Raw genomic sequence first — 22,367 nt, forward strand, 5'->3', positions numbered from 1 at the left:
TTCCTCCCGCTTTCTGCCTGTCCCGGCGGCAAGCGGAAACCCGCCGCCGGGGGAAAGTTGCGGCGCGCCGGAGCGTGATCGCCCGAGCCGGGATCAGCGAAGGCGTGATGCACGCGCCCCAGCATCGCGCTCGACCAAGGTCCGCGAACCGGCGTGAGCGGATCGTGGTCCAGGCGCCGCGCGGCCGGCCTAATCCCTTGCCGGAGCAGCGGCCACCCCCAGCGGCAGCATGGCAGCCATCGCCGCAAGGGGGCGGCGGCGGCCCCGCTCAGCGGGCGGGCAGCGTGCCGAAGAGCGTCTCGGCCTCGATCTGCCGGACATTCTCCGGCCGCGGAAAGGGCGGCGGCGGCGCCTCGCCCTCCACCCGGGGCCGGCCGATGCGGGCGAAGAAGGTCTCGAGCCCGCCCGGCATGATGCACCAGACGAAGGTGAGCGGGCCCTGCCCGGTGTTGTGGAAGGAATGCGCCCGGTTGCGCGGGAAGAAGAAGCAGGCGTTGGGGCGCATGGGATGCACCGCGCCCTCGATATGCGCCTCGCCCTCGCCGGCGACGACGAAGATGATCTCCTCGTTCTGGTCGTGCAGGTGCTCGCGCACATGGCAGCCGGGATCGACGGTCTGGGTACCGAAGGCGAAGGGCGTCTCGGCGCCGGTGCTCGCCTGGTCGAGCAGGCAGCGGACGAAGCCGTTGGCCGGCACCGGCTGCCAGAAGCTGCGGGCGGCATCCGGCTGCTGCACGACGAGGCGGGCGGGGCTCGGCGCGGTGGTGTCGGGCATCGGGGATCCTCCGGTGCGGCCGTCGATCTTCGGACCGGGGCCGGCCGCGCGGCAAGCCTTGCCGCGCCGGGCCGCGCATGGAACCTTCCACGGGGGAGACACGCCGCGCGGCCCTGCAGCCTGCCGGGAGACGCACCGCCATGCCTCGTTGGACCGCCTGGGCCCGGATGCCCGGGATGATGCCCCCATGCCTCGCCGCCCTGGCTGCGGCGCTGACGATCGCGCTGTCGCCCGCCCAGGCCCAGACGCGCTGGGTGATGGCCACGCCCTATGCCGAGAATTTCCACACCCAGAACATCCGCCAGTTCATCGCCGATCTCGACCAGGGGACGGGCGGCAAGCTGCAGGTGCAGCTGCACAACAATGCCAGCCTGCTGCCCATGGCGCAGATCAAGCGCGGCGTGCAGACCGGCCAGGTGCAGCTCGGCGAGATCCTGCTCTCGGCCTATGCCAACGAGGACCCGTTCTTCGAGGTGGACGGCGTCCCCTTCCTCGCCTGGACCTGGCCGCAGGCCGAGGCGCTGAACGCCGCGACCGAGCCCTATATCCGCGCCCGGCTGGAGCGCCAGGGCCTGACCCTGCTCTACATCGTCCATTGGGACGCCCAGGGCTTCTACGCGAAATCCGAGATCCGCAGCGTCGCCGACCTGAAGGGCAGCCGCTTCCGCGCCTACAACACCGTCACGGCCCGCATGGCCGAGCTGATGGGCGCGACCCCGGTGACGGTCCAGCTCGCCGAGGTGAGCCAGGCCTTCGCCACCAATGTCATCACCGCCATGTTCACCTCGGCCCAAAGCGGCGTGAACGTCACCGCCTGGGAGTTCACCCGCACCTGGACCAATGTCGGCGGCATGCGCACGCGCAACGCCGTCTTCGCCAATACCCGTGCCTTGCAGGCGCTGGACGCGCCGGGCCGCGAGGCGCTGCTGGCCGCCGCCGCCCGGGCCGCGACGCGCGGCAAGGAGCTGGCGAAGCAGGCCGAGATCACCCAGGCCGAGCGGCTGCGGGCGCAAGGCATGCTGCTGCCGCAGCCGAGCGAGCAGCTCATGGGCGAGCTCAAGGGGATCGGCGAGACGCTCACCGCCGAGTGGGTGCAGCGCGCCGGGCCGGAGGGCGCGCAGATGCTCGAGACCTACCGCGCCGCCCTGCGGTGACGCGCGGGGCCTATTCGGCCGCGAGTCGCCCCGAGTCCAGCAGGCCGGCGGCGGCCAGGGCCTCGCCGATCCGGCGGATCTCCGCCGGGCCGAGCTTCTTCAACGGCGGCCGCACCACGGCGCGCGGCAGCTTGCCGAGCAGCACCAGCGCCTCCTTCATGCGGTTGTGCATATCGAAGAAGGGCTCGGCGTAGAAGACCTGGGCGGTCGGGCGGATGCGGTCGTTCAGCGCCCGCGCCGCCGCCATGTCGCCGCGCTGCACCGCCTCGAACAGCCGCGCCTGCAACGCGGCGATGACGCTGCCCGAGCCGGAGAGCAGCCCGGCCGCGCCGGTGACGAGGGAGGCGAAGAGCCAGGCGCTGTGGGTCGAGAGCACATGGACCGGCCGGCGCAGGCCGTGCAGCACCTCGATATGCCGCTCCGCCAGCGCCGGGTCGTTGCACCAGTCCTTCATGGCGCGGATGCTCGGCACTTCCTCGGCCAGCCGCGCCAGCGTCTCCAGCGGATAGGTCAGGCCGGTCGCCGCCGGATACTGGAACAGGATCAGCGGCAGGTCGGTGGCGGCGGCGATGTGCCGCACATGGTCGGCCAGGCAATCCGGCCGGGCGGCATTGCCGCGCGAGAGCACACCGGGCGGGAAGACCAGCAGGGCCGAGGCGCCACCAGCCGCGGCGCGCCGGGCGATCCGCGCCGCCTGCAAGGTGCCGTCGGCATAGACGCCGTTCACCACCGGCAGCCGGTCGCCCACCTCCTCCAGCGTCACCGCCAGCACCCGCTCCTGCTCCTCCGGATCGCAGGAGGCGACCTCGGAGGCATGCGCGTTGGTGGTGACGGCGCCGAGGCCCGAGACCGCGGCGACATCGCGCAGATGCGCGCGGTAGGCGGCCTCGTCGATCGAGAGGTCGTCATGGAAGGGCAGCAGCACGGCGGGGATGACGCCGCGCGGCTCGTATCCGGGGAAGCGTCTGGCCATGGGGCGTGTCCTCCTCGCGGCGCCGGCTCAGCCCGGCAGCTTGCTGGTCTTGGTGCCGAGGCCGCGCATGAAGCGGTCGCGGATCTGCGGCGGGTCGCGCTCGGTCTGCGCCGCCGGGCCCTGGTCGTCGAGCTTCAGGCCGATCAGATGCGGCCCCTCGGTGGCGAGGGCGGCATCGATCAGCCGCTCCAGATCCGCCTCGTCGGCGGCCCAGGCGGCGCTGGCGATGCCGCAGCCGCGGGCGATGGCGACGTAGTCGGCACCACCCGCCCCCGGTGTCGGCTGACCGCCGGTGATCTGGTAGGTGCCGTTGTCCAGCACCAGGATGACGAGGTTGGCCGGGCGCAGCGTCGCCACCGTCGCCAGGCAACCGAGCTGCATCAGCAGCGAGCCGTCGCCCTCCAGCGCGAAGACGCGGCGTTGCGGCTGCGCCAGGGCGACGCCGAGGGCGATCGGCACGGCGAGGCCCATGCTGCCGAGCATGTAGAAATTCTGCGGTCTGTGCCCGGCGGCCCAGAGGTCGAAATTGCTGTGGCCGATGCCGCCGATGACCGCTTCCCCGCGGTGCAGCTTCGCCACCAGCCGCTGCGTGGCCTCGAAGCGGTGCAGCCGCTTGGCGTTGTGGGCGGTGGTCGCCATGGCTCAGCCCTCCGCCCCGGCCGTGGTCCGCACCGGCGCGGCCTTGCCGCCGGTCAGCAGCGGCGAGAGGATCAGCGCCGCCGGCTGCTGCGTCATCAGCGCCTGCCGGATCACCCGGTCGGCGATGAAGCCGCATTCATCGAGCCGGGTGATCACCTGATGCGGCATGGCGAGCGCCTCGAGCGTCGGCCGCATGGTGCGCCAGACCGCCGCCTGGCCCTGGTTGAACTCGCCGAGCGTGCCGCGCTCGCTGATCATCAGCAGCACCGGGATCTGGAAGGCGCAGGGCAGGCTGGCCAGCACATTGGCGAGGGTGGCGAAGCCGCTGGTCTGCATCAGCACCATGCCGCGCATACCGGCCATCGCCCCGCCGGCGACGATGCCGACCGCCTCCTCCTCCCGTGCCGTGGTGAAGGCGGTGAAGAAGGGATCGGCATGGATGGCGGCGATGAGCGGCTTCAGGACGTTGTCGGGCACATAGGGGATGAGGCGGATCTCGTTCGCCTTCAGCACGTCCAGCACGATCTCGTGCCAAGCCTGGCTCATGGAGGTTTCCCCGCTCCCACCCGTGGTCTTGGCCGCATCATCGCCGATGCCCGGCGATCGCGCCAGGGCGGCCCCCCGCCCGCCGGGGGTGCCGCCGGGTGCCGCCGGGGCCGCTGCCTCAGGCGGCGGGCGTCTCCGCCGGCGGATAGTTCAGCTCCACCGCGACGCCATCCGGGTCGCGGATGAAGAGCTGGGTCTGGCGGTCGCGCGGGATCACCCGCTCCTCATGCGCGATGCCGCGCTTCGCCAGGCGCTGCTTCATCTCGGCGAGGCCGGTGCAGGCGAAGGCGATGTGGTCGAGCAGCCCGGTCGGCCCCGCCTCGCGCGCCGCCTGCCCTTCCTCGCTGCGCGGGCCGATCAGGTGCACGGTCGGGGTGTCGCCGACATAGAGCCAGTAGCCCGGGAAGGCGAGCGGCGGCCGGTAGCCGATCTCGAGCCCGAGGACGTCGACGTAGAAATCCTTGGTCCGCTCCAGGTCCACCGGGCGGATCGTGTAGTGGTTCAGGCCTTCGAGCGGCATGTCGCGAGTCCTCTCTACCTACGAACGGATCGACCTACGACTGGGGCCCACGCCTCATGGCGCAGAGTCGTTGGTCTCAGGCGGCTCTCAGAAGAACCGGCCGGACGGGTTCATCCCCAGGAAATGCTGGCCGCACATCTCGAGATGCGCGGAGCGGCCCTGCACCTGCTGGGCCGAGGCATGGATGTCGCGCATGCGGCGCTCGAAGGGGCCGCCGAGCATGATCGCGCTCGCCCCCGCCTCGTGATAGGCCCATTCCGCCACCTCCTTGGCGCGGTGGATGGCGGAGGTGGTGGCGAGGCGGATCATCGCCCGCTCATCCATGGTGATGTGGCCGCGGCTGCGGGCCACCTCGAAGGCCTCCTCCAGCACCTCGACCAGCCAGGCGCCGGCCGAGCGCAGCTTCGCCTCGCATTGCGCGATGCCGTTCTGGATCACCTCGCTCTCGCGCATGGGCCGGGTCATGGCCGCCGCGGTCTTGGTCTTCGCCATCGCGGTGAAGGCGTCGAGCATGCCGCGGGCGATGCCCATGGAGACGCCGGCGAAGCCGGCGGCGTAGAGGTTGGTGGTGGTGAATTTGTAGAGCGGCACGTCGATCCGGCGTTCCGCGTCGCTGTCGCGGCAGACGCCGAAGGCGTCCGGCACGAAGAGGTCGTCGAAGCTGTAGGTGTCGCTGTTGGTGCCGCGCAGCCCGACGACGTTCCAGACATCGTGGAACCGCACCGCCTCGCGCCGCACCAGCATGGTGCGCTCGGCCTCGCGGCCATCGGGCCCGCGGCGGACGGAACCGTCCGGCTCGATGATACGGCAATGCCCGCCGATCCAGCTCGCATGCCGGTTGCCGCTGGCGAAGCCCCAGGTGCCGGAGACCCGGTAGCCGCCGGGCACGACCCGGGCGGTGCCGGTGCCGAAGCCCCAGGCGAGCACGGCGCGCGGGTCGCCCCAGACCTCCCAGGCCGCCTCCGGCGCCATATAGGCCGAGGCGAAGGAGCAGCCCGAGGCCTGGCAGAGGCACCAGCCCGTCGAGCCGTCGGCCGCGGCGATCACCTCATGCAGGCGGAAGAAGGTGGCGGGCCGCACCTCCTCGCCATGATAGGCGCGCGGCAGCAAGGTGCGGAACAGGGCGGTGCCGTGCAGGGCGTCCAGCACCTCGGGCGTCAGCGCCTTGCCGGCCTCGATCCGGGGCGCATCCGCCTCGATCCGGGCGGCGATGGCGCGCGCCCGCGCCACGGGATCGGTGCCGACGCGGACCGGCGGGGCGCCGTCCATCTCCAAGGCTGCACTCACTGGCCATCCTCCCGCGCTGCTCGGGCCGCGATGTTCGGTCGCCCGACCAAATCTCGACGGGCGGACCCGTCCGTGTCAAGCAGGAGGCCGCGCGCTATAGGGTCTGGCAGGGGCGAGGCAATGGACGGATCGAGGATGACGGTAACCGAGCAAACCAGGCCCGCCGCGACGGAGGGTCCCGCCAGCGTACGCGACCGCATCCTGGATGTCGCGCAGTCGCTGTTCTCCGAGCAGGGCTATGCCGCCACCTCGACCCGGGCGATCGCCCAACGCGCCGAAGTGAACCTCGCCCAGCTGCACTATCATTTCGGAGCCAAGCGCGATCTCTTCAAGGCGGCCTATCTGCGCGGCGCCAGCCAGGTGACCGAAGCCCGCCGCTCCGCCCTGGCCGAGGCCCGGGCGGCGCATGGCGGCGGGCCGATCCCGCTCGAGGAGCTGGTCCGCCGCTTCGTCACGCCCTTCATGCTGAACGGCCAGACGCCGGAGGGGCGGGCCACCATGCGCATGCATGCCCGGCTGCATACCGAGCCGGACGACATCTCGAAGGAGGTGCTGAGCGCCGTCTACGACGAGACGACGCTCGACTATCTCGGCGAGTTCGCCCGCGTGCTGCCGCATCTCGATCGGCAATCCTTGTGCTGGCGGGTCTATTTCATGATGGGCGCCTATCGCTACACCCTGCTGCGCACCGGCCGGCTGGAGATGATGTCGGACGGCGCCTGCGACAGCGGCGATTTCGAGCGGGCCGTCACGGAGATCCTGCCTTTCCTCTGCGCCGGCCTCGCCGCGCCCTGACCCGCCCGCCCTGGCGCGCCCACCCTTGGCGCGCCCAGCCTTGGCGCGCCGGTGGCCGGGCACCTACCCGACCACCGGCACCCGGCCCTCGATCGGGTATTGCGGGTCGTTGTAGCCAGGGGTCGAGGGATGGCCTGGCGGCACCAGGCGATCGATCAGCGCCTCGTCCTCGGCGGTGAAGCGGTAGTCGAGCGCCGCGAGGTAGTCCTCCAGGTGCTGCTCGGTGCGCGGGCCGAGGATGCAGCCGGTGACGAGCCGGTTGTTCAGCACCCAGGCGATGGCGAGATGCGCCGCCGAGCCGCCCTTCGCCGCGGCATGGTCGCGGATGCGCTGCGCGATCTCGAGCGACTCCGGCCGCAGCTCGGTCTCCAGCAGGCGGCGGTCCTGGCGGCCGGCGCGGCTGCCCGGCTCCGGCGCCTCGCCGGGGCGGTATTTCGCCGTCAGCACGCCGCGCGCCAGCGGCGAATAGGGGAGGATGCCGAGACCGCAATGCGCCGCGGCCGGGAGCTGCTCGACCTCCGGCTGGCGGTTCATGGCGTTGTAATAGGGCTGCGAGACCACCGGCCGGTCGATGCCGAGCCCGTCGCAGAGCCGGCAGATCTCGGCGATCCGCCAGCCCCGGTAGTTGGAGACGCCGAAATGCCGGATCTTGCCGGCCCGGACGAGGTCGCCGAGCGCCCGCACCGTCACCTCCAGCGGCGTCGCAGGGTCCTCCTTGTGCAGGTAGAGGATGTCGATGAAGTCGGTGCCAAGGCGGCGCAGGCAGGCCTCGGTCCCCTGCATCACCCATTTGCGGGAGAGGCCGCCTTCGTTCGGCCCCTTCCCCACCCGGTTGGCGATCTTGGTCGCCAGCACCCAGGCATGGCGGTTGCCGGCGATGGCGGCGCCGACCACCTCCTCGGACCGGCCGGCATTGTAGCCATCGGCGGTGTCGAGGATGTTGATCCCGGCCGCGGCCGCGCGGGCGATCAGCCGCCCGCTGGTCGCGGCATCGGTCGGGCCGCCGAACATCATGGTGCCGAGGCAGTAGCGGCTGACCGAGAGGCCGCTGCGGCCGAGCGTGCGGTACTCCATGGCGGCTCTCCCCTGCAGGCGACGAGGCTCGCCGTGCCGCGGGGGAAGGTCAAGCGGACCGGCGATCCTCAGGCCATGGCGTAGCGCGACAAGGCCAGGTCGTCGGCGGCGATCTCCGGCGCGCGGCCGGTCATCAGGTCGGCGAGCAGCCGGCCGCTGCCGCAGGCCATGGTCCAGCCGAGCGTGCCATGGCCGGTGTTGAGGTGCAGGTTGCGGTAGCGGGTCGAGCCCACCACCGGCGTGCCGTCCGGCGTCATCGGCCGCAGCCCGGTCCAGAAGCTCGCCGCGGCGATGTCGCCGCCGCGCGGGAAGAGGTCGCCGACCGAATAGGCCAGCGTCTCGCGCCGCGGCTTGCGCAGCCGCAGCGAGAAGCCGGCGAGCTCGGCCGTGCCGCCGACCCGGATGCGGTCGCCGAGCCGGGTGATCGCCACCTTGTAGGTCTCGTCCATCACGGTCGAGACCGGGGCGCCGGCCTCCTCGGTCACCGGCAGGGTGAGCGAGTAGCCCTTCACCGGATAGACCGGCACCGCCACCTGCAGCGGCCGCAGCAGCGCCGGCGAGTAGCTGCCCATGGCGACCACATAGGCATCCGCCGTCACCCGGCCCTGGTCCGTGGCGACGCCGGTGATGCGGTCCCCCTCGCGCTCGAGCGCCCGCACCGTGACGCCCTGGCGGAAGACGACGCCGCGGGCGGCGGCCAGGGCGGCGAGGCGCTGGGTGAAGAGATGCGCGTCGCCGGTCTCGTCGCCCGGCAGGCGCAGGCCGCCGACGAACTTGCCGGGCACCAGGCCGAGCGCCGGCTCGGCGCCGATGCAGCCGGCCGCGTCCAGCACCTCGTAGGGCACGTGATAGGCATCGAGCACCGCGGTGTCGCCGCCGACGGCATCGAGCTGCTTCTGGGTGCGGAAGAGCTGCAGCGTGCCCTTGCTGCGCTCGTCATAGGCGATGCCGGTTTCGGCCCGCAGGTCGCGCAGCATGTCGCGGCTGTATTCGGCGAGGCGCACCATGCGGGACTTGTTGGTGCCGTAGGCCGCCTCGGTGCAATTGGCGAGCATCTGGCCGAGCCAGCGATAGAGCCCGTGGTCGAGCTGCGGCCAGAGCACGAAGGGCCGGTGGCGCATCATCAGCCATTTCAGCGCCTTGATGGGAATGCCCGGCCCGGCCCAGGGGGCGGAATAGCCCGGCGAGACCTGGCCCGCATTGGCGAAGCTGGTCTCCATGCCGGCGGCCGGCTGGCGGTCGAGCACCGTCACCTCGTGCCCCGCCTTCGCCAGGTACCAGGCGCTCGTCACGCCGACCACGCCGCTGCCCAGGATCAGGACCCGCATCGCCGCCTCCGTTGGTTCGCCGCAAAGACTATCGAAGGGGATCAGCAAATTTCACGCCGATGCGCCGAATCCTCTGCCGGGTCCCGCCGATCTGCCGCATGATCGACGACGGATTCGCAGATAATTCGATGCATGCGCTGGACGACACCGACCGCGCCATCCTCCGGCAGTTGCGGGCGGATGGGCGGATGAGCAATGCCGCCCTGGCCGAGGCGGTCGGGCTCTCGCCCTCGGCCTGCCTCAGGCGGCTGCGGCTGCTGGAGCACCGTGGCGTGATCCGCGGCTATACGGCGATCATCGAGGAGGCGGCGCCGCGCGAGGGCGTGGTGGTGATCGTCCAGATCACGCTCGAGCGGCAGACCGATGCCAGCATGCAGCGCTTCGAGACGGCGGTGCGCCGCTGCCCGGAGGTGCGCGAGTGCTACCTGATGACCGGGATGTCGGATTACCTGCTGCGGGTCGAGGCGCGCGACGCGGCGGATTACGAGCGCATCCACAAGGAGGTGCTCTCCCGCCTGCCCGGCGTGGCGCGCATCCAGTCGAGCTTTGCGATCCGCAGCATCGTCCGGGGCTGACCCGCGCCGCGCCCGGGACGGCGGATGGCGCGCCCGGCAGGACTTGAACCTGCGACCCCACGCTTAGAAGGCGCGTGCTCTATCCAGCTGAGCTACGGGCGCTTGCAGCCGTCCCGGCCGAGCCGGGCCGGCCTCAATGGGTCCAGTTCTCGGTCCGGCCGTAGCGGAAATTATCGGCATAGACCTTGGCCTTGATCCGGACCGGCTTCGGCTCCTCAACCTCATAGGGCAGGCCGTTCGCCTCGGCATAGGCCACCGCCTCCTCGCGCGTGGCGAAGCGCAGCCGGAGCTGGCCACGGGTGTCGCCGGAGCCGGCCCAGCCCATCAGCGGGTCCAGGTCCTGCCGCTCGCCCGGGGCGAATTCCAGCATCCATTCCTGGCTGCGGCCCTTGCCCGACTGCATGGCACTGCGGGGCGGCATGAAGATGCGGGCGATCTGGGACGGGCCGGGCATGGTCATTCCTTGAAGGCGCGACTCGAGGTTGGCGCGACTCGGGGCGGCGGGATTCGAACCCACGACCTCCTGTACCCAAAACAGGCGCGCTACCAGGCTGCGCCACACCCCGCGCGGGGGCGCACCCTATGGGCGTCGGGCCTCCGGGGCAATGGGCAGCCGACGGATTGATGCCACGGGGGCGGGGTCAGGGTGCGTTGCCGAAGATCCGCTGCAGCACCTGGTCCCCCACCCGCAGGCCGAGCCGCTCCGCCGTGCCCGCCGCCAGCTCCAGCGTCGCCCGCACCGGCCCCCGGCTCTCGATCGTCGCCAGGGATTGCGGCACCGTGCGCTCGGCGATCCGCTGGATGCGCCCATCGGCACGGATGAAGACCATGTCGAGGGAGGTGATGGTGTTGCGCATCCACATCGCCGATTCCCGCGGCGCCCCCCAGTCGAACAGCATCCCCTCCGCCGGGCCGACGCCGGGGCGGAACATCAGCCCGACCATCTGCTGGTCCGGGGTCAGCGCCATCTCGACCCGGAAGTCATGCCGCACCCCGTCGCGGGTGACGATCACCAGCTGCTCCTCCGGCAGCTTCGGCTGCGGGCCGGTCTGGGCCGGCGCCCGGCCGGGCAGGGCGAGCTGCGCCGCCAGCAGGGCGGCGCCGGCGAGGAAGGAACGTCGCATCATGGCGGCAGCTTGCCATCCGCGCCGCGGCCGGCCAACGCCCCTTCCCCGCCGCCCGGGCCTGCGCGCATGCTGCCGCGCATGACCGAACTCCGCACCGTGCAGACCCCGACCCTCGAGATCGCCTATGAGGAGCATGGGCCGGCGGATGGCCAGCCGGTGCTGCTGCTGCATGGCTTCCCCTATGCCCCCCGCGGCTACGACGCGGTGGTGCCGCCCCTGGTGGCCGCGGGGCGGCGGGTGATCCTGCCCTATCTCCGCGGCTACGGCCCGACCCGGTTCCTCGCCGCCGAGACCCCGCGCTCCGGCCAGCAGGCGGCGCTGGGCAAGGATCTCCTCGACCTGCTCGATGCCCTGGCGATCCCGCAAGCGGTGCTCGCCGGCTATGACTGGGGCGGCCGGGCGGCCTGCGTCGTCGCCGCGCTCTGGCCGGCGCGCTGCGCCGGGCTGGTGAGCTGCACCGGCTACAACATCCAGGACATCGCCGCCTCCGTGCATCCGGCCTCGCCGGAGCAGGAGCACCGCTACTGGTACCAGTACTACTTCCACACCGAGCGCGGCCGGGCCGGCCTCGCGGCCAACCGCGCGGCCATCGCCCGGCTGCTCTGGCGCCTCTGGTCGCCGCATTGGGATTTCGACGAGGCCAGCTTCGCGGCCAGCGCGGCCGCCTTCGACAATCCCGATTTCGTCGAGGTGGTCATCCAATCCTACCGCCATCGCTACGGCTACGCGCCGGGCGATCCGGCGCTGGAGCCGCTGGAGGCGGCGCTGTCGGCACAGCCCCCCATCGTCGTGCCGACCATCGCGCCGCATGGCGAGGCGGATGGCGTCGGGCCGGTGGAGGGCTCGGCCGGCCATGCCCGCTTCTTCACCGGCCCCTATGAGCGCCGGGTGCTGCCGGGGGTGGGCCACAACGTTCCGCAGGAGGCGCCGGCCGCCTTCGCCCGCTGCATCCTCGACCTGCCGCCTGGCTGACCGCGCCGCGCCCGCCCCGCGCAGCCCGGACCGCCCCTGGCTGGCTCAGGTCCGGCGCGGCTGACCGCCGACGGCCGGCGCGGCCGGGATCGGGCCGGTGCCCACGAAGCGCGCGATGTCGCGCAGCATCGGCGCCGCGCTCGGCAGCCAGGGGCCCGAGGCCAGCAGGTCGAGATGCCCGAAGCCCGGATAGACGATGGCCTCGACCGGCGTGCCCGCCGCCCTCGCCGCCTCGGCGAGCAGCCGCGTCTCCCGCGGCGGCACGACGAAATCGAGGCTGCCGGCGAGCAGGAGCAGCGGCGGCGTGTCGGGGCCGAGCCGGCGCGTCGCCGGCGCGGCCTCGCGCACGCTCGGCGGAAAGACGGCGCTCAGCAGCGGCCAGTCCATGCAGCGCTCGGTGAAGAGTCCGGCGATGCCGATGGCCCCCTGCACGGCCTCGGGCGGCAGGCCGGCCGAGGCGACGTAGCGCCGGTCCACGGCGAGCTTCACCGCGTTGTAGGCGCCGGCCGAATGGCCGGCAAAGTAGAGTCGCCCCGGATCGCCGCCGCGCTGCGCGACGTTCCGATGCGCCCAGAGCGCGGCCTCGGCGCCGTCCTCGAGGAAATTGGGGAAGCAGGCATCGGGCGCCAGCCGGTAATTGGCCGAGATCACCACCGCCCCCCGCGCCGCCAGGCGGCGCGCGAAGAGCATGTCCTGCAGCTCGTCCTTCCGCCCGACCTGCCAGCCGCCGCCATGGAAGTAGAGGATCACCGGCAGCGGCCCGGTGGCGGTCGCGGGATGATAGACGTCGAGCAGCGCCTCCGCGCGCGGCGCATAGGCGATGTCGCGCTCGACCGCGATCTCCGGCCCGCCGAGATCCGGCAGCCCGCCTGGGATGCAGTTGGCAAGCAGCAGGCACGCGCCCGCCCCTGTGCCGCGCACAAGCGCGCGGCGCCCGTATCTCTCCCGCATCGGTCTCCTTCCGGCGCCCGGCATGGCGCAGTCGTGAGGCGGAATGCGGGGGCGGACAGACTGTTGCGAAATCGATAAGACACGCCGCCGTGACGCCGTAACGAAAAGGCGAGCCACGCCGGAGGCGCGTGTCCGCGGCGAATCTTATGTGTTTTCAGGCGATTCGGCTTGGCCAGCCCCGCCATCGGCGGCAGCCTCGCCCGCCGGCGCCTTGGGCTGCTCACCGCCTGTCCGGCCGGTGCCTTCGTCCTGGTGTTCCGGGCATCGCCACCCGGTCGGGCTTCGGCTTCAGGCCGAGGCTGCCCGGATCAGACGAGGCCGGTCAGGTAGTAGAGCCCGATCACCGCGAACACCGCCGTGGTCTTCAGCAGCGTGACCACGAAGATGTCGCCATAGCTCTGCCGGTGCGTCAGACCGGTGACCGCGAGCAGGGTGATCACCGCGCCGTTGTGCGGCAACGTGTCCATGCCGCCGCTCGCCATGGCCGCGACGCGGTGCAGCACCTCGAAGGGAATGCTGGCGGCGCTGGCCGCTGCCTTGAACTGCTCCGCCATGGCCGCGAGCGCGATGCTCATGCCGCCGCTGGCCGAGCCGGTGATGCCGGCGAGCGCCGTCACCGTGACCGCGGTGTTCACCAGCGGATTGGGGATCGCCGACAAGGCCTCGCGGATCGCCAGGAAGCCCGGCAGCGCCGCGATCACCGCACCGAAGCCATATTCCGAGGCGGTGTTCATGCTGGCCAGCAGCGCGCCGGCGACGGCGGCCCGGCTGCCCTCGGCGAAGCGGCCGGCGATGCCGCGCCAGGCGAAGGCGAACACCGTCAGGATGCCGCAGAGCAGCGCCAGCTCCACCGCCCAGATCGCCGCCACCGATGGTATGGCGATGGTGATCGGCTCCGCCAGCCCGGCGAGGTGCGTCGTATGGCTCGGCCCATAGAGCACCGGGATGAGGCGGGTGAAGGCGAGGTTCGCCAGGAACACCACGATCAGCGGCGCGACGGCGAGGCCGGGATGCACCAGCCGCGCATCGGCTGCGCGTTCCGGCTCGTTGGTATGGCCCTTGCCGTAGCCTTCGCCGCGTGCCGCCGCCTGGCGCACCCGCCAGGACAGATAGGCGAGGCCGGCCGCGAAGATGAAGGCCGCCCCGGCGAGGCCGAGGATGGGCGCCGCCCAGGCATCGGTCTCGAAGAAGGTGCTCGGGATGATGTTCTGGATCTGCGGCGTCCCGGGCAGCGCATCCATCGTGTAGCTGAAGGCGCCGAGCGCGATGGTGCCGGGGATGAGGCGCTTCGGGATGTCCGCCTGGCGGAAGGCCTCGGCGGCGAAGGGATAGACCGCGAAGACGACGACGAAGAGCGAGACGCCGCCATAGGTGAGCAGGTTGCAGACGAGGACGATGGAGAGGATCGCCCGGCCGCGCCCGACCAGGCCGATGACGGCCGAGACGATGGCCCGGGAGAAGCCGGAGAGCTCGATCAGCTTGCCGAAGACGGCACCCAGCATGAAGGCGGGGAAGTAGAGCCTGACGAAGCCGACCATCTTCTCCATGAAGAGGCCGGTATAGACCGGCAGCACCGCCGCCGGATCGGTGAGCAGCACGGCACCGAGCGCAGCCACGGGCGCGAAGAGGATGACGCTGTAGCCGCGATAGGCGACCAGCATCAGGAAGCCGAGCGCGAGGAGCGCGATGACGAGGCTCATGGGCCTTCTCCCGGAGGCGGGGCCCTGCCCCTCATGCGCCGCAACCGCCGGGCGCCGCGCCGGTTCCGCCCGCGGGTCAGGCCGCCGCGAGCGGCGCCGGCAGGTCGCGCAGCGCCGCCGCCGCCACGCGCTGCACCGCCGCCCGCACCACGCCCCGACGCGGCGCATCGCGGAGCGTGGTGAACCAATGTTCCGGCGGGTCGCGCCCGGCCGCCCGGGCGAAGCTCAGCGCCCGCAGCACGCGCTCGGCCGCCGGCGTCACCCGGTCCGGGATCTCGACGCCGTTGAGCACCGCCCAGATCCCGGCCCAGCAGCGTCCGACGGACCAGGGGTTGTAGCCGCCGCCGCCCAGCACGACGAGGCGCGGCGCCACGCCCATCAGGGCCCGCACCACGCCCCAATGCGCGTTGTTGGAGAGGGCGAGCCGCGAGAGCCCGCACCACGCCCCAATGCGCGTTGTTGGAGAGGGCGAGCCGCGAGAGCGGGTCCTCCTCCAGCGCATCGGCGCCGCATTGCAGCATGATCGCCTGCGGCCGCAGATGCCGCGCGATCGGCAGGATCGCCTGGTGCAGCAGCCAGAGCATCTCGCTGTCGTTGAAGCCCGGCGGCACCGGCAGGTTGCGCGCATGGCCGCCGGCGCGATCCGTCGCCGCCCCGGTGAAGGGCCAGCGGCCGCCCTCATGGACGCTGAGGGTGAAGACGCGCGGGTCGTCGTGGAAGGCGTCCTGCACGCCGTCGCCGTGATGCGCGTCGATATCGACGTAGAGGATGGCGTCGAGCCCCTGGTCGAGCCAGGCGAGCAGGCCGAGCACCGGGTCGTTCAAATAGCAGAAGCCGCTGGCTCGGTCCGGCCGGCCATGATGCGTGCCGCCGCCCGGGCAGTGCACGATGCCGCCCGCCGCGGTCAGCCGCGCCGCCAGCAGGCAGCCGCCGGCGCTGGTGGCGGGGCGGGAGAAGACCTCGCGGTAGACCGGGTTGCCATGCGCGCCGATATGGAAGCGGGCGCGGTCGGCGGCATCGGCCTGCTGCGTCGCCTCGGCGCGCTGCAGGGCGGCGATGTAGTCGGGGTGGTGGAAGCGGGCGAGCTCTGCCGGGCTCGCCATCGGCGCCGGCACCCAGCCCTCCGGCGGCAGCCAGCCCATGGCCTCGATGAGGTCGAGCGCCGTCGAGACCCGCGGGATGGCGAGCGGGTGCTTCGGGCCATAGGAGGAGCGACGGTAGATCTCGGAGCCGATCAGGACCGGGCGCAGGCGGGCATCGGGCGGCATCGCTGCCGATATGCGGCGCGCCGGCCAGGGCGCAAGCGGGCGCAAGCGGGCGCGGCGAGAGGCGGCGGCGGGCGCAGGTGGCGCCAGGGCGGTTGCAAAAGGCGTATATGCACCTATTATCCGGGCATGCCGCCCCGCCCGCCCGATCCCTGCAGCTGCCTCGCCATCCGCAAGGCGGCGCGCCACGTCACCCAGTTCTACGATGCCCGCCTCGCCCCGAGCGGCCTGACCACGCCGCAATTCTCCATCCTCGCCCGGCTGCGGCACCGCGGCCCGAGCACCATCAACGAGTTGGCGGCGGATCTGGTGATGGACCGCACCACCCTCGGGCGGAACCTGCGGCCGCTCGAACGCGACGGGCTGCTCGCCATCGCCCCCGACCCGGAGGATCGCCGGCGCCGGGCGCTGACCCTCACCGCGGCCGGCCAGGACCGCCTGGCCACGGCCCGGCCGCTCTGGCAGGCGGCGCAGGCGGCCTTCGATGCCCGCTTCGGCGCCGAGGCCTCGGCCGCGTTGCGCGCCACCCTCGCCACCCTCGTCGCCACCGATCTCGGCTGCCCGACCGCGGGCTGAAGGGGACTCGCCACCATGCTCGCCGACCGCCTCGCGCCACTCCTGGCCCGCCACGGCCTCCACTACGGCTGGGTGATGGTGGCGCTCACCTTCCTGGTCTCCCTCGCCTCGGCCGGGGCGCTCGGCGTGCTCGGCGCGCTGCTGCTGCCGGTGCAGCGGGAGTTCGGCTGGGAGACCGCCACCATCGCCGGCGCCCTCGCCCTGCGCCTGCTGCTCTTCGGGCTGATGGCGCCCTTCGCGGCGGCGATCCTGCAACGCTACGGGCTGCGCCGGACCGTCGCCCTCGCCCTCGGGCTGGTGGTGCTGGGCTGCGGCCTCTCGCTCGGGATGCAGGCCCCCTGGCAGCTCTGGCTGAGCTGGGGCGTGCTCACCGGCCTCGGCACCGGGATGACCGCCCTCGTCCTCGCCGCGACGGTGGCCAATCGCTGGTTCACCGCCCGGCGCGGCCTGGTCATGGGCATCCTCACCGCGACCAACGCCACCGGCCAGCTCGTCTTCCTGCCGCTCGGCGCCTGGCTGGCGCAGTTGGCCGGCTGGCGCATGGCCATCCTGCCCGGGCTCGCCGCCTGCGGCCTCGCCGCCCTGCTCTTCTGGCTGCTCGCCCGCGACCATCCGGCGCAGCTCGGCCTGCCCGCCTATGGCGAGAGCGGGCCGGCCGCGCCCCCGCCCCCGCCGGCCGGCAACCCGGTGCGGACCGCTTTCGCCACCCTCGCCGAGGCCGCCGGCACCCGCATCTTCTGGATCCTCTTCGCCACCTTCGCCATCTGCGGCCTCTCGACCAACGGCCTGATCCAGACGCATTTCATCCCGCTCTGCAGCGATTTCGGCATGGCGGAGGTCGAGGCCGCCTCGGTGCTGGCGCTGATCGGCGCCTTCGACTTCATCGGCACCATCGCCTCCGGCTGGTTGTCCGACCGCTACGACAACCGCAAGCTGCTGTTCTGGTATTACGGGCTGCGCGGCCTCTCGCTGCTCGTCCTGCCGAGCAGCAGCTTCACCCTGTTCGGGCTTTCGCTCTTCGCCGTCTTCTACGGACTCGACTGGGTCGCCACCGTGCCGCCGACCGTGAAGCTCGCGGGCCAGGCCTTCGGGCGCGACCGGGCGCCGCTGGTCTTCGGCTGGGTCTTCACCGCGCACCAGCTCGGCGCCGCCCTGGCCGCCTTCGGGGCCGGCCTCGCCCGGGATTCGCTGGCGAGCTACCTGCCGGCCTTCTACCTCGCCGGCCTGGCCTGCCTGCTCGCCGCCCTGCTGGCGCTCGGGGCGCGCCGCCCGGCCCCGGCCGCCGCGCCCCCCTGAGCGGCGGGCGCCGGCCCGGCCGGGACGAGACGCAGGCCGTTGCAGGGAATGATGCCCCGGCCGGGCGGGATGTGTACTCTGCGCCTGGCTGCGGGAGGGTGTCCCGGATGCGATCACACGCTTTCCGCGGGCGCCCCGGGTTGCCCCGGCCCGGCCGGCGGCCCTGCCGCCGATGAGTCCGGCGCGGCCTCGCGGCGGGAGGCCGCACCCCGGCCAGCCGGAGGTGCGGGCGGAGCGCATGGCGCTGCTGTTCCGCCAGACGCCGATCGCCGTGGCGGTCACGGCGGTGAATGCCCTGCTGATGACGGCGCTGCTGCTGCACGCGGGCGAGCCGCGGGCGCCGGCCTGGATGCTCCTCGTGCTGGCGGTGGCGGCGGCGCGCCTGCTCCTGGCGCGCGCCTGGCGGCGCGCCGCCCCCGCCGGCCGGCAGGTGGCGCGCTGGGACCTGCTCGGCACGCTCGCCGTCGGCGCGGCGGGGCTGGCCTGGGGCTGCGGCGCGGTCTGGCTCTGGCCGCCGACGGCGGCGGCGAACCGCCTCGTCTGGACCTTCCTCATCGGCGGCATGTGCGCCGGCGCCTCCGGGCTGTACCACGCGCATCTGCCGGCGACCCTGGCCTTCCTCCTCGGCGCCGGCCTGCCGCTCATCGGCCGCTACGCCGCCGAGGGCACCGCCGAGGGCGGCATCGCCGCCGCGATGATCCTCGTCTTCCTCGGCGCCCTCGCCTTCAGCGTCTGGCGCTCGAGCCAGGATTTCGCGGCGCATGTCCGGCTGCGCCTCGACCTGGCGCGGCAGGCGCGGACGCTCGACGCGATGACCCTGAAGCTGCGCGAGGCCGTCGCCCGGCACCACGGCGCCGAGGCCAGCCTGCGCCAGGCTCAGAAGATGGAGGCGGTCGGCCAGCTCACCGGCGGCATCGCGCATGACTTCAACAACCTGCTGACCGCCGTGCTCGGCAGCCTGGCGCTGCTGCGCAAGCACCTGCCGCCCGGTGACGAGCGCATGGCGCGGCTGCTCGACAATGCCTGGCAGGGCGCGCAGCGCGGCGCCGCCCTGACGCAGCGCCTGCTCGCCTTCGGGCGGCGCCAGACCCTCGAGCCCACCGCGGTGTCGCTGCCGCAGCTGGTGCGGGACATGACGCCGCTGCTGCAGAGCGCCCTCGGCGGCGGCGCCCGGCTGCGCAGCGACTTCCCGCCGGCGCTGCCGCCGGTCCTGGTCGACGCCAACCAGCTCGAGCTCGCCCTGCTGAACCTGGTCGCCAATGCCCGGGACGCCATGCCGGAGGGCGGCGAGATCCAGGTCTCGGCGGCGGAGCAGACGGTGCCGCCGGGCGAGGCCGGCGGCCTGCCGCCGGGCAACTACGTGGCGCTGCGCGTCGCCGATGCCGGCGAGGGGATGGACGAGGCGACGCTGGCCCGGGCGATCGAGCCCTTCTTCACCACCAAGGGGCTCGGCAAGGGCACCGGCCTCGGCCTGTCGATGGTGCATGGCCTCGCGGCGCAGTCCGGCGGCCGCTTCCTGCTGCGCAGCGCCAGGGGCGAGGGCACGGTCGCCGAGCTCTGGCTGCCGCGAGCGGAGGCGTCGGCCCCGCCGCTCCCGGACGAGCCGCCACCCGGCCCGGCCGGCCGGAGCGGCCATGTGCTGCTGGTCGACGACGACCCGCTGGTGCTGCGGAGCACGGCAGCGATGCTCGAGGATCTCGGCCATGCCGTGACCGAGGCAGGGTCCGGCGAGGCGGCGCTGGCGCAGCTCGCCGCCGGCATCCCGGTCGACCTGCTGATCACCGACCAGGCGATGCCCGGCATGACCGGGCTGCAGCTCATCGAGGCGGCGCGGCGGCAGCGGCCGGGCCTGCCGGTCCTGCTGGCGACCGGCTATGCCGAGCTGGAGGGCGGGATGCCCCCCGGCCTGGCCCGGCTCGGCAAGCCCTTCGCGCAAGAGAGGCTCGCCGCCGCCGTCGCGGAGCGCCTGGGCGGCGACCGGCCGGACCCCATGCCGGGCTGAGGCGAGGGGTCAGCCGAGGGCGGCGGCGATCGCCAGGAAATCCGCGGCGACGAGGCTGGCCCCGCCGACCAGCGCCCCGTCCACATGCGGCAGGGCAAGGATCGCCCTGGCATTCCCCGGCTTGACCGAGCCGCCATACAGGATGCGCAGCCCCTCCCCGGCCTTGCCGAAGCGGCCGGCGAGATGGGCGCGGATCGCCGCATGGATGGCCGCGATGTCGGGCTCGGTCGGCGTCCTGCCGGTGCCGATCGCCCAGACGGGCTCATAGGCGACGACGCCGCCGGCCGCGGCGAAGCCCTCCGGCAGGCTGCCGGCGAGCTGGCCGGTCACCACCGTCTCCGCCTCGCCGGCCAGGCGCTGCGCCTCGCTCTCGCCGACGCAGACGATCGGCGTCAGGCCGGCGGCCAGCGCCGCCTCGGCCTTGGCCAGCACCATGGCGTCGCTCTCGCCATGGTCGGCGCGGCGCTCGGAATGGCCGAGGATGACGTAGCGGGCGCCGACATCCTTCAGCATCGGCGCGGCGACGTCGCCGGTATGGGCGCCCTTGGGCGCGGCATGGCAATCCTGCGCCCCGACGGCGAGGTCCGGCCCGGCCTTGCCGGCGACGAGGTGCAGATAGGGAAAGGGCGGGCAGACCAGCAACTCGGCGGCCGGCGCCCCCGCCGCCCCGGCCTGCACCGCCGCGGCCAGGGCAGCGGCCTCGGCGAGGGAGCCATGCATCTTCCAATTGCCGGCGATCAGCGGGCGCACTCCGGGGGTCATGGCGTCCTCCATTGCATCCGCGACCCCTATCGGGCAGGCCCCGGTTTGGCAACCGGGCGCCTCCTCGGCTATGGCAGCCGCCCAACGCGCGCACGGAACCCGATGCTCACCGCCCTCCGCCGCCTGGCCGGCACCTGGTTCGCCAAGGTCCTGTTCGTCCTGCTGATCCTCTCCTTCGCGATCTGGGGCATCGGCGACATGGCGCGCAACCTCTTCGCGCCCGATACCTCCCTCGCCCGCGTCGCCGGCCAGCCGGTCACCTTCGAGGAGGGGCAGGCGGCGATGCGGCGGGAGATGCAGCGCCTCTCGCGGCAGATGGGTGGCCAGTTCGAGAACGATCCGCGCATCCGCCGCGCCCTCGCCGAGCAGGCGGTGGACCAGATCGTGCTCGACCGGGTGCTGCGGGTCGAGACGGAGCGGCTGAAGCTGGCGGTGCCGGATGCCGCGGTGCGCGACTATGTCTTCGCCATCCCCGGCTTCCATGGCGCGGACGGGCAGTTCTCGCAGGCGCTGTTCCAGAGCTTCCTGCGCAACAACGACCTGAGCGAGGCGCGCTTCCTCGACCTGCTGCGCGCCGACCTGGCGCGGCAGCAGATCGCCATGGCGGTCCGCTCCGGCGCCGCCGCCCCGACGCTGCTGACCGACCGCCTGCTCCGCTGGCTGGACGAGCAGCGCGACGTCACGCTGGTGAGCCTGCCCATCGCCGCCGCGCCGGAGCCGCCGGCCCCGACCGAGGCGCAGCTGCAGCGCTTCCACGAGAACAACCCGGACCAGTTCTCCTCTCCCGAATACCGCGAGGCCACCGTCGCCGTGCTGACCGCCGCGCTGCTCTCGCAGGAGGTGACGGTCAGCGACGAGGATGTCGCCGCCGCCTACGAGGCGCGCCGCGGCCAGTTCGAGACGCCGGAGCGGCGGCGGCTGACGCAGGTGCTGGTGCCCGACGCGGCCAAGGCGCAGGAGATCGCCGCCGCCTGGACGGGCGGGGCGCCCTTCGATGCGATCGCCGCCCAGGCGAAGGCCGCCGGCGGCGAGGCGCTCGAGCTCGGCGAGGTCGACCGGGCCGGCCTGCCGGTGCCCGAGCTCGCCGAGGCGGCCTTCGCCGCTCCGGAGAGCGGGGTGACGGCGCCGGTGCAGAGCCCCTTCGGCTGGCACGTCTTCCGGGTGGAGGCGATCGAGGCCGGGCAGAGCCGGCCGCTCGCGGAGGTGCGCGAGCAGCTGCGGCGCGACCTGGCGCAGGAGAAGGCCGCCGATATCGCCTTCGAGCGCGCCAACAAGGTGGAGGATGCGCTGGCCGGCGGCGCCACGCTGCCCGAGGTGGCGAAGCAGTTCGGCCTCGGCCTCGCCACGGTGGAGACCGATGCCAATGGCCTCGGTCCGGACGGCAAGCCGGTGGCGCTGCCGGTGATCGAGGCCTCCCGCGCGCCCCTGCTGAAGGCGATCTTCCAGGCCGAGCGCGGCGCCGCGCCGCGGCTGCAGGAGACCGAGGCGGGGTTCGTCGCGATCGAGGTGCGGAAGATCGTCCCGCCGGCGCTGCGGCCCTTCGATGCGGTCGAGGCGGCGGTGCGCGCGGCCTGGACGCTCGATGCCCGCCGGCATGCCGAGGAGGAGCGCGCCGCCGCGCTGCTGCAGGCGACGAAGGAGGGCAAGAGCCTCGCCGAGGCGGCCGCCGCCGCCGGGCTCGGCTCGCGCGAGATCGGCGCCGTGCGGCGCGACCCGCAGCAGGAGGCGGCGGTGCCGCGGGAGCTGCTCGCGCCGCTCTTCGAGTTGAAGCTGCACGAGGCGACGATGGTGCAGACCCGCGACGGCTTCGCGGTCGCGCAGGTGCAGGCGATCGCGCCGGGCGATCCGGCGGCGGACCAGGAGGGACTCGAGCGGCTGAAGGGCCAGCTCAACCAGGCGCTGGCGCAGGACATCGACGTCGCCCTGCTCGGCGCCCTGCGCGCCCGTTCCGATGTCCGCGTCAACCCGCGGATGCTGGATTCCCTGGCGCAACCCTGACGCCAGGGCCTGGCGTCAGGCCTTGGGGGGGCTGCCAGAGCGGATCCCGATC

At 73.1% G+C, this 22,367-nt stretch carries 22 protein-coding genes and 2 tRNA genes; 8 read left to right on the forward strand and 16 right to left on the reverse strand.

Annotated features, from left to right (window positions below; all coding sequences use genetic code 11):
- Positions 1-268 precede the first annotated feature (268 nt).
- Positions 269-775, reverse strand: a complete 507-nt coding sequence (locus DOO78_RS05305) for a cupin domain-containing protein (protein ID WP_111468666.1) — start codon at positions 773-775, stop codon at positions 269-271.
- 176 nt (positions 776-951) lie between these two features.
- Here DOO78_RS05305 and DOO78_RS05310 point away from each other — a divergent pair, with 176 nt between their 5' ends.
- Positions 952-1,929, forward strand: a complete 978-nt coding sequence (locus tag DOO78_RS05310; protein WP_243634382.1) for a TRAP transporter substrate-binding protein — start codon at positions 952-954, stop codon at positions 1,927-1,929.
- A 10-nt stretch (positions 1,930-1,939) separates the two neighbouring features.
- On the opposite strand, the gene DOO78_RS05315 is transcribed toward DOO78_RS05310, so the two are convergent.
- The 5 genes from DOO78_RS05315 to DOO78_RS05335 all read right to left on the reverse strand — a co-directional run bounded on the left by DOO78_RS05315 (position 1,940) and on the right by DOO78_RS05335 (position 5,894).
- A complete protein-coding gene (locus tag DOO78_RS05315; protein ID WP_111468667.1) occupies positions 1,940-2,902 on the reverse strand; it encodes a dihydrodipicolinate synthase family protein in 963 nt (320 codons plus the stop codon).
- Positions 2,903-2,929: 27 nt separating this feature from the next.
- Positions 2,930-3,541: a thiamine pyrophosphate-dependent enzyme gene (locus DOO78_RS05320; RefSeq protein WP_111468668.1), complete on the reverse strand. Its 612-nt coding sequence runs from the start codon at positions 3,539-3,541 to the stop codon at positions 2,930-2,932.
- Between the two features lie 3 nt (positions 3,542-3,544).
- Complete coding sequence (locus DOO78_RS05325; RefSeq protein ID WP_111468669.1) at positions 3,545-4,087, reverse strand: thiamine pyrophosphate-binding protein; 543 nt, start codon at positions 4,085-4,087, stop codon at positions 3,545-3,547.
- 118 nt (positions 4,088-4,205) lie between these two features.
- The gene (locus DOO78_RS05330; protein WP_111468670.1) at positions 4,206-4,607 is read right to left on the reverse strand and encodes a VOC family protein; all 402 of its coding nucleotides are present in this window, start codon (positions 4,605-4,607) and stop codon (positions 4,206-4,208) included.
- An 87-nt stretch (positions 4,608-4,694) separates the two neighbouring features.
- Positions 4,695-5,894, reverse strand: coding sequence for an acyl-CoA dehydrogenase family protein (locus tag DOO78_RS05335; RefSeq protein WP_128080002.1), 1,200 nt, complete (start codon positions 5,892-5,894; stop codon positions 4,695-4,697).
- Between the two features lie 135 nt (positions 5,895-6,029).
- Between DOO78_RS05335 and DOO78_RS27365 the strand changes: the two genes are divergently transcribed.
- On the forward strand, positions 6,030-6,689 hold the full coding sequence (locus tag DOO78_RS27365) for a TetR/AcrR family transcriptional regulator (RefSeq protein WP_165838727.1): 660 nt from the start codon (positions 6,030-6,032) through the stop codon (positions 6,687-6,689).
- A gap of 63 nt (positions 6,690-6,752) precedes the next feature.
- Here DOO78_RS27365 and DOO78_RS05345 read toward each other — a convergent pair whose 3' ends face one another.
- Together DOO78_RS05345 and DOO78_RS05350 are read right to left on the reverse strand one after the other, a co-directional pair.
- The gene (locus tag DOO78_RS05345) at positions 6,753-7,763 is read right to left on the reverse strand and encodes an aldo/keto reductase (protein ID WP_111468672.1); all 1,011 of its coding nucleotides are present in this window, start codon (positions 7,761-7,763) and stop codon (positions 6,753-6,755) included.
- 68 nt (positions 7,764-7,831) lie between these two features.
- Positions 7,832-9,091, reverse strand: coding sequence for a D-amino acid dehydrogenase (locus tag DOO78_RS05350; RefSeq protein WP_111468673.1), 1,260 nt, complete (start codon positions 9,089-9,091; stop codon positions 7,832-7,834).
- Positions 9,092-9,219: 128 nt separating this feature from the next.
- Here DOO78_RS05350 and DOO78_RS05355 point away from each other — a divergent pair, with 128 nt between their 5' ends.
- On the forward strand, positions 9,220-9,666 hold the full coding sequence (locus DOO78_RS05355) for an Lrp/AsnC family transcriptional regulator (protein WP_111468744.1): 447 nt from the start codon (positions 9,220-9,222) through the stop codon (positions 9,664-9,666).
- A gap of 25 nt (positions 9,667-9,691) precedes the next feature.
- Here DOO78_RS05355 and DOO78_RS05360 read toward each other — a convergent pair.
- The 4 genes from DOO78_RS05360 to DOO78_RS05375 all read right to left on the reverse strand — a co-directional run bounded on the left by DOO78_RS05360 (position 9,692) and on the right by DOO78_RS05375 (position 10,793).
- Positions 9,692-9,768: transfer RNA gene (locus DOO78_RS05360), tRNA-Arg, on the reverse strand.
- A 31-nt stretch (positions 9,769-9,799) separates the two neighbouring features.
- Positions 9,800-10,120, reverse strand: a complete 321-nt coding sequence (locus DOO78_RS05365) for an ETC complex I subunit (protein WP_165838728.1) — start codon at positions 10,118-10,120, stop codon at positions 9,800-9,802.
- A gap of 38 nt (positions 10,121-10,158) precedes the next feature.
- Positions 10,159-10,232 (reverse strand) — tRNA-Pro (locus DOO78_RS05370).
- Between the two features lie 75 nt (positions 10,233-10,307).
- The gene (locus DOO78_RS05375) at positions 10,308-10,793 is read right to left on the reverse strand and encodes a DUF192 domain-containing protein (protein ID WP_111468675.1); all 486 of its coding nucleotides are present in this window, start codon (positions 10,791-10,793) and stop codon (positions 10,308-10,310) included.
- Between the two features lie 78 nt (positions 10,794-10,871).
- Here DOO78_RS05375 and DOO78_RS05380 point away from each other — a divergent pair, with 78 nt between their 5' ends.
- Positions 10,872-11,765, forward strand: coding sequence for an alpha/beta fold hydrolase (locus tag DOO78_RS05380; RefSeq protein WP_111468745.1), 894 nt, complete (start codon positions 10,872-10,874; stop codon positions 11,763-11,765).
- Between the two features lie 45 nt (positions 11,766-11,810).
- Here DOO78_RS05380 and DOO78_RS05385 read toward each other — a convergent pair whose 3' ends face one another.
- The 3 genes from DOO78_RS05385 to DOO78_RS05395 all read right to left on the reverse strand — a co-directional run bounded on the left by DOO78_RS05385 (position 11,811) and on the right by DOO78_RS05395 (position 15,684).
- Positions 11,811-12,716: an alpha/beta hydrolase gene (locus DOO78_RS05385; protein ID WP_165838729.1), complete on the reverse strand. Its 906-nt coding sequence runs from the start codon at positions 12,714-12,716 to the stop codon at positions 11,811-11,813.
- Positions 12,717-13,024: 308 nt separating this feature from the next.
- Positions 13,025-14,416 carry a GntP family permease gene (locus DOO78_RS05390; protein ID WP_111468677.1) on the reverse strand — a complete coding sequence of 464 codons (1,392 nt, stop codon included), beginning with the start codon at positions 14,414-14,416 and terminating at the stop codon, positions 13,025-13,027.
- Entirely contained in the window at positions 14,413-15,684 is a 1,272-nt protein-coding gene (locus DOO78_RS05395; RefSeq protein ID WP_243634383.1) for an acetoin utilization protein AcuC, read from the reverse strand. The genes DOO78_RS05390 and DOO78_RS05395 overlap by 4 nt, the downstream gene beginning before the upstream one ends.
- A 126-nt stretch (positions 15,685-15,810) precedes the next feature.
- Between DOO78_RS05395 and DOO78_RS05400 the strand changes: the two genes are divergently transcribed.
- The 3 genes from DOO78_RS05400 (at position 15,811) to DOO78_RS05410 (ending at position 19,555) form a co-directional block, all read left to right on the forward strand.
- Entirely contained in the window at positions 15,811-16,257 is a 447-nt protein-coding gene (locus DOO78_RS05400) for a MarR family winged helix-turn-helix transcriptional regulator (RefSeq protein WP_111468678.1), read from the forward strand.
- A 15-nt stretch (positions 16,258-16,272) separates the two neighbouring features.
- Complete coding sequence (locus DOO78_RS05405) at positions 16,273-17,553, forward strand: MFS transporter (protein ID WP_111468679.1); 1,281 nt, start codon at positions 16,273-16,275, stop codon at positions 17,551-17,553.
- A 238-nt stretch (positions 17,554-17,791) separates the two neighbouring features.
- Entirely contained in the window at positions 17,792-19,555 is a 1,764-nt protein-coding gene (locus DOO78_RS05410) for an ATP-binding protein (RefSeq protein ID WP_207802793.1), read from the forward strand.
- Between the two features lie 9 nt (positions 19,556-19,564).
- Here the strand turns inward: DOO78_RS05410 and tpiA are convergent, their stop codons facing one another.
- A complete protein-coding gene (gene tpiA, locus DOO78_RS05415) occupies positions 19,565-20,305 on the reverse strand; it encodes a triose-phosphate isomerase (RefSeq protein WP_207802797.1) in 741 nt (246 codons plus the stop codon).
- 114 nt (positions 20,306-20,419) lie between these two features.
- Between tpiA and DOO78_RS05420 the strand changes: the two genes are divergently transcribed.
- Positions 20,420-22,315: a peptidylprolyl isomerase gene (locus DOO78_RS05420; RefSeq protein WP_165838730.1), complete on the forward strand. Its 1,896-nt coding sequence runs from the start codon at positions 20,420-20,422 to the stop codon at positions 22,313-22,315.
- The last annotated feature ends 52 nt before the right edge of the window (positions 22,316-22,367 follow it).

Origin of the sequence: Roseicella frigidaeris, assembly GCF_003258945.1 — a bacterium.
Taxonomy (GTDB): Bacteria; Pseudomonadota; Alphaproteobacteria; order Acetobacterales; family Acetobacteraceae; genus Paracraurococcus; species Paracraurococcus frigidaeris.

Bases quoted from the DNA above. Each gene is read 5' to 3' on its own strand.
- DOO78_RS05400 (WP_111468678.1), top strand. From the start codon at position 15,811: ATGCCGCCCCGCCCGCCCGATCCCTGCAGCTGCCTCGCCATCCGCAAG.
- DOO78_RS05305 (WP_111468666.1), bottom strand. From the start codon at position 775: ATGCCCGACACCACCGCGCCGAGCCCCGCCCGCCTCGTCGTGCAGCAG.
- DOO78_RS05320 (WP_111468668.1), bottom strand. From the start codon at position 3,541: ATGGCGACCACCGCCCACAACGCCAAGCGGCTGCACCGCTTCGAGGCC.
- DOO78_RS05420 (WP_165838730.1), top strand. From the start codon at position 20,420: ATGCTCACCGCCCTCCGCCGCCTGGCCGGCACCTGGTTCGCCAAGGTC.
- DOO78_RS05405 (WP_111468679.1), top strand. From the start codon at position 16,273: ATGCTCGCCGACCGCCTCGCGCCACTCCTGGCCCGCCACGGCCTCCAC.
- DOO78_RS05315 (WP_111468667.1), bottom strand. From the start codon at position 2,902: ATGGCCAGACGCTTCCCCGGATACGAGCCGCGCGGCGTCATCCCCGCC.
- DOO78_RS05330 (WP_111468670.1), bottom strand. From the start codon at position 4,607: ATGCCGCTCGAAGGCCTGAACCACTACACGATCCGCCCGGTGGACCTG.
- DOO78_RS05310 (WP_243634382.1), top strand. From the start codon at position 952: ATGATGCCCCCATGCCTCGCCGCCCTGGCTGCGGCGCTGACGATCGCG.
- DOO78_RS05410 (WP_207802793.1), top strand. From the start codon at position 17,792: ATGGCGCTGCTGTTCCGCCAGACGCCGATCGCCGTGGCGGTCACGGCG.
- DOO78_RS05350 (WP_111468673.1), bottom strand. From the start codon at position 9,091: ATGCGGGTCCTGATCCTGGGCAGCGGCGTGGTCGGCGTGACGAGCGCC.
- DOO78_RS05345 (WP_111468672.1), bottom strand. From the start codon at position 7,763: ATGGAGTACCGCACGCTCGGCCGCAGCGGCCTCTCGGTCAGCCGCTAC.
- DOO78_RS05325 (WP_111468669.1), bottom strand. From the start codon at position 4,087: ATGAGCCAGGCTTGGCACGAGATCGTGCTGGACGTGCTGAAGGCGAAC.
- DOO78_RS05380 (WP_111468745.1), top strand. From the start codon at position 10,872: ATGACCGAACTCCGCACCGTGCAGACCCCGACCCTCGAGATCGCCTAT.
- DOO78_RS05375 (WP_111468675.1), bottom strand. From the start codon at position 10,793: ATGATGCGACGTTCCTTCCTCGCCGGCGCCGCCCTGCTGGCGGCGCAG.
- DOO78_RS05365 (WP_165838728.1), bottom strand. From the start codon at position 10,120: ATGCCCGGCCCGTCCCAGATCGCCCGCATCTTCATGCCGCCCCGCAGT.
- DOO78_RS05385 (WP_165838729.1), bottom strand. From the start codon at position 12,716: ATGCGGGAGAGATACGGGCGCCGCGCGCTTGTGCGCGGCACAGGGGCG.
- DOO78_RS05355 (WP_111468744.1), top strand. From the start codon at position 9,220: ATGCATGCGCTGGACGACACCGACCGCGCCATCCTCCGGCAGTTGCGG.
- DOO78_RS05395 (WP_243634383.1), bottom strand. From the start codon at position 15,684: ATGCCGCCCGATGCCCGCCTGCGCCCGGTCCTGATCGGCTCCGAGATC.
- DOO78_RS05390 (WP_111468677.1), bottom strand. From the start codon at position 14,416: ATGAGCCTCGTCATCGCGCTCCTCGCGCTCGGCTTCCTGATGCTGGTC.
- DOO78_RS27365 (WP_165838727.1), top strand. From the start codon at position 6,030: ATGACGGTAACCGAGCAAACCAGGCCCGCCGCGACGGAGGGTCCCGCC.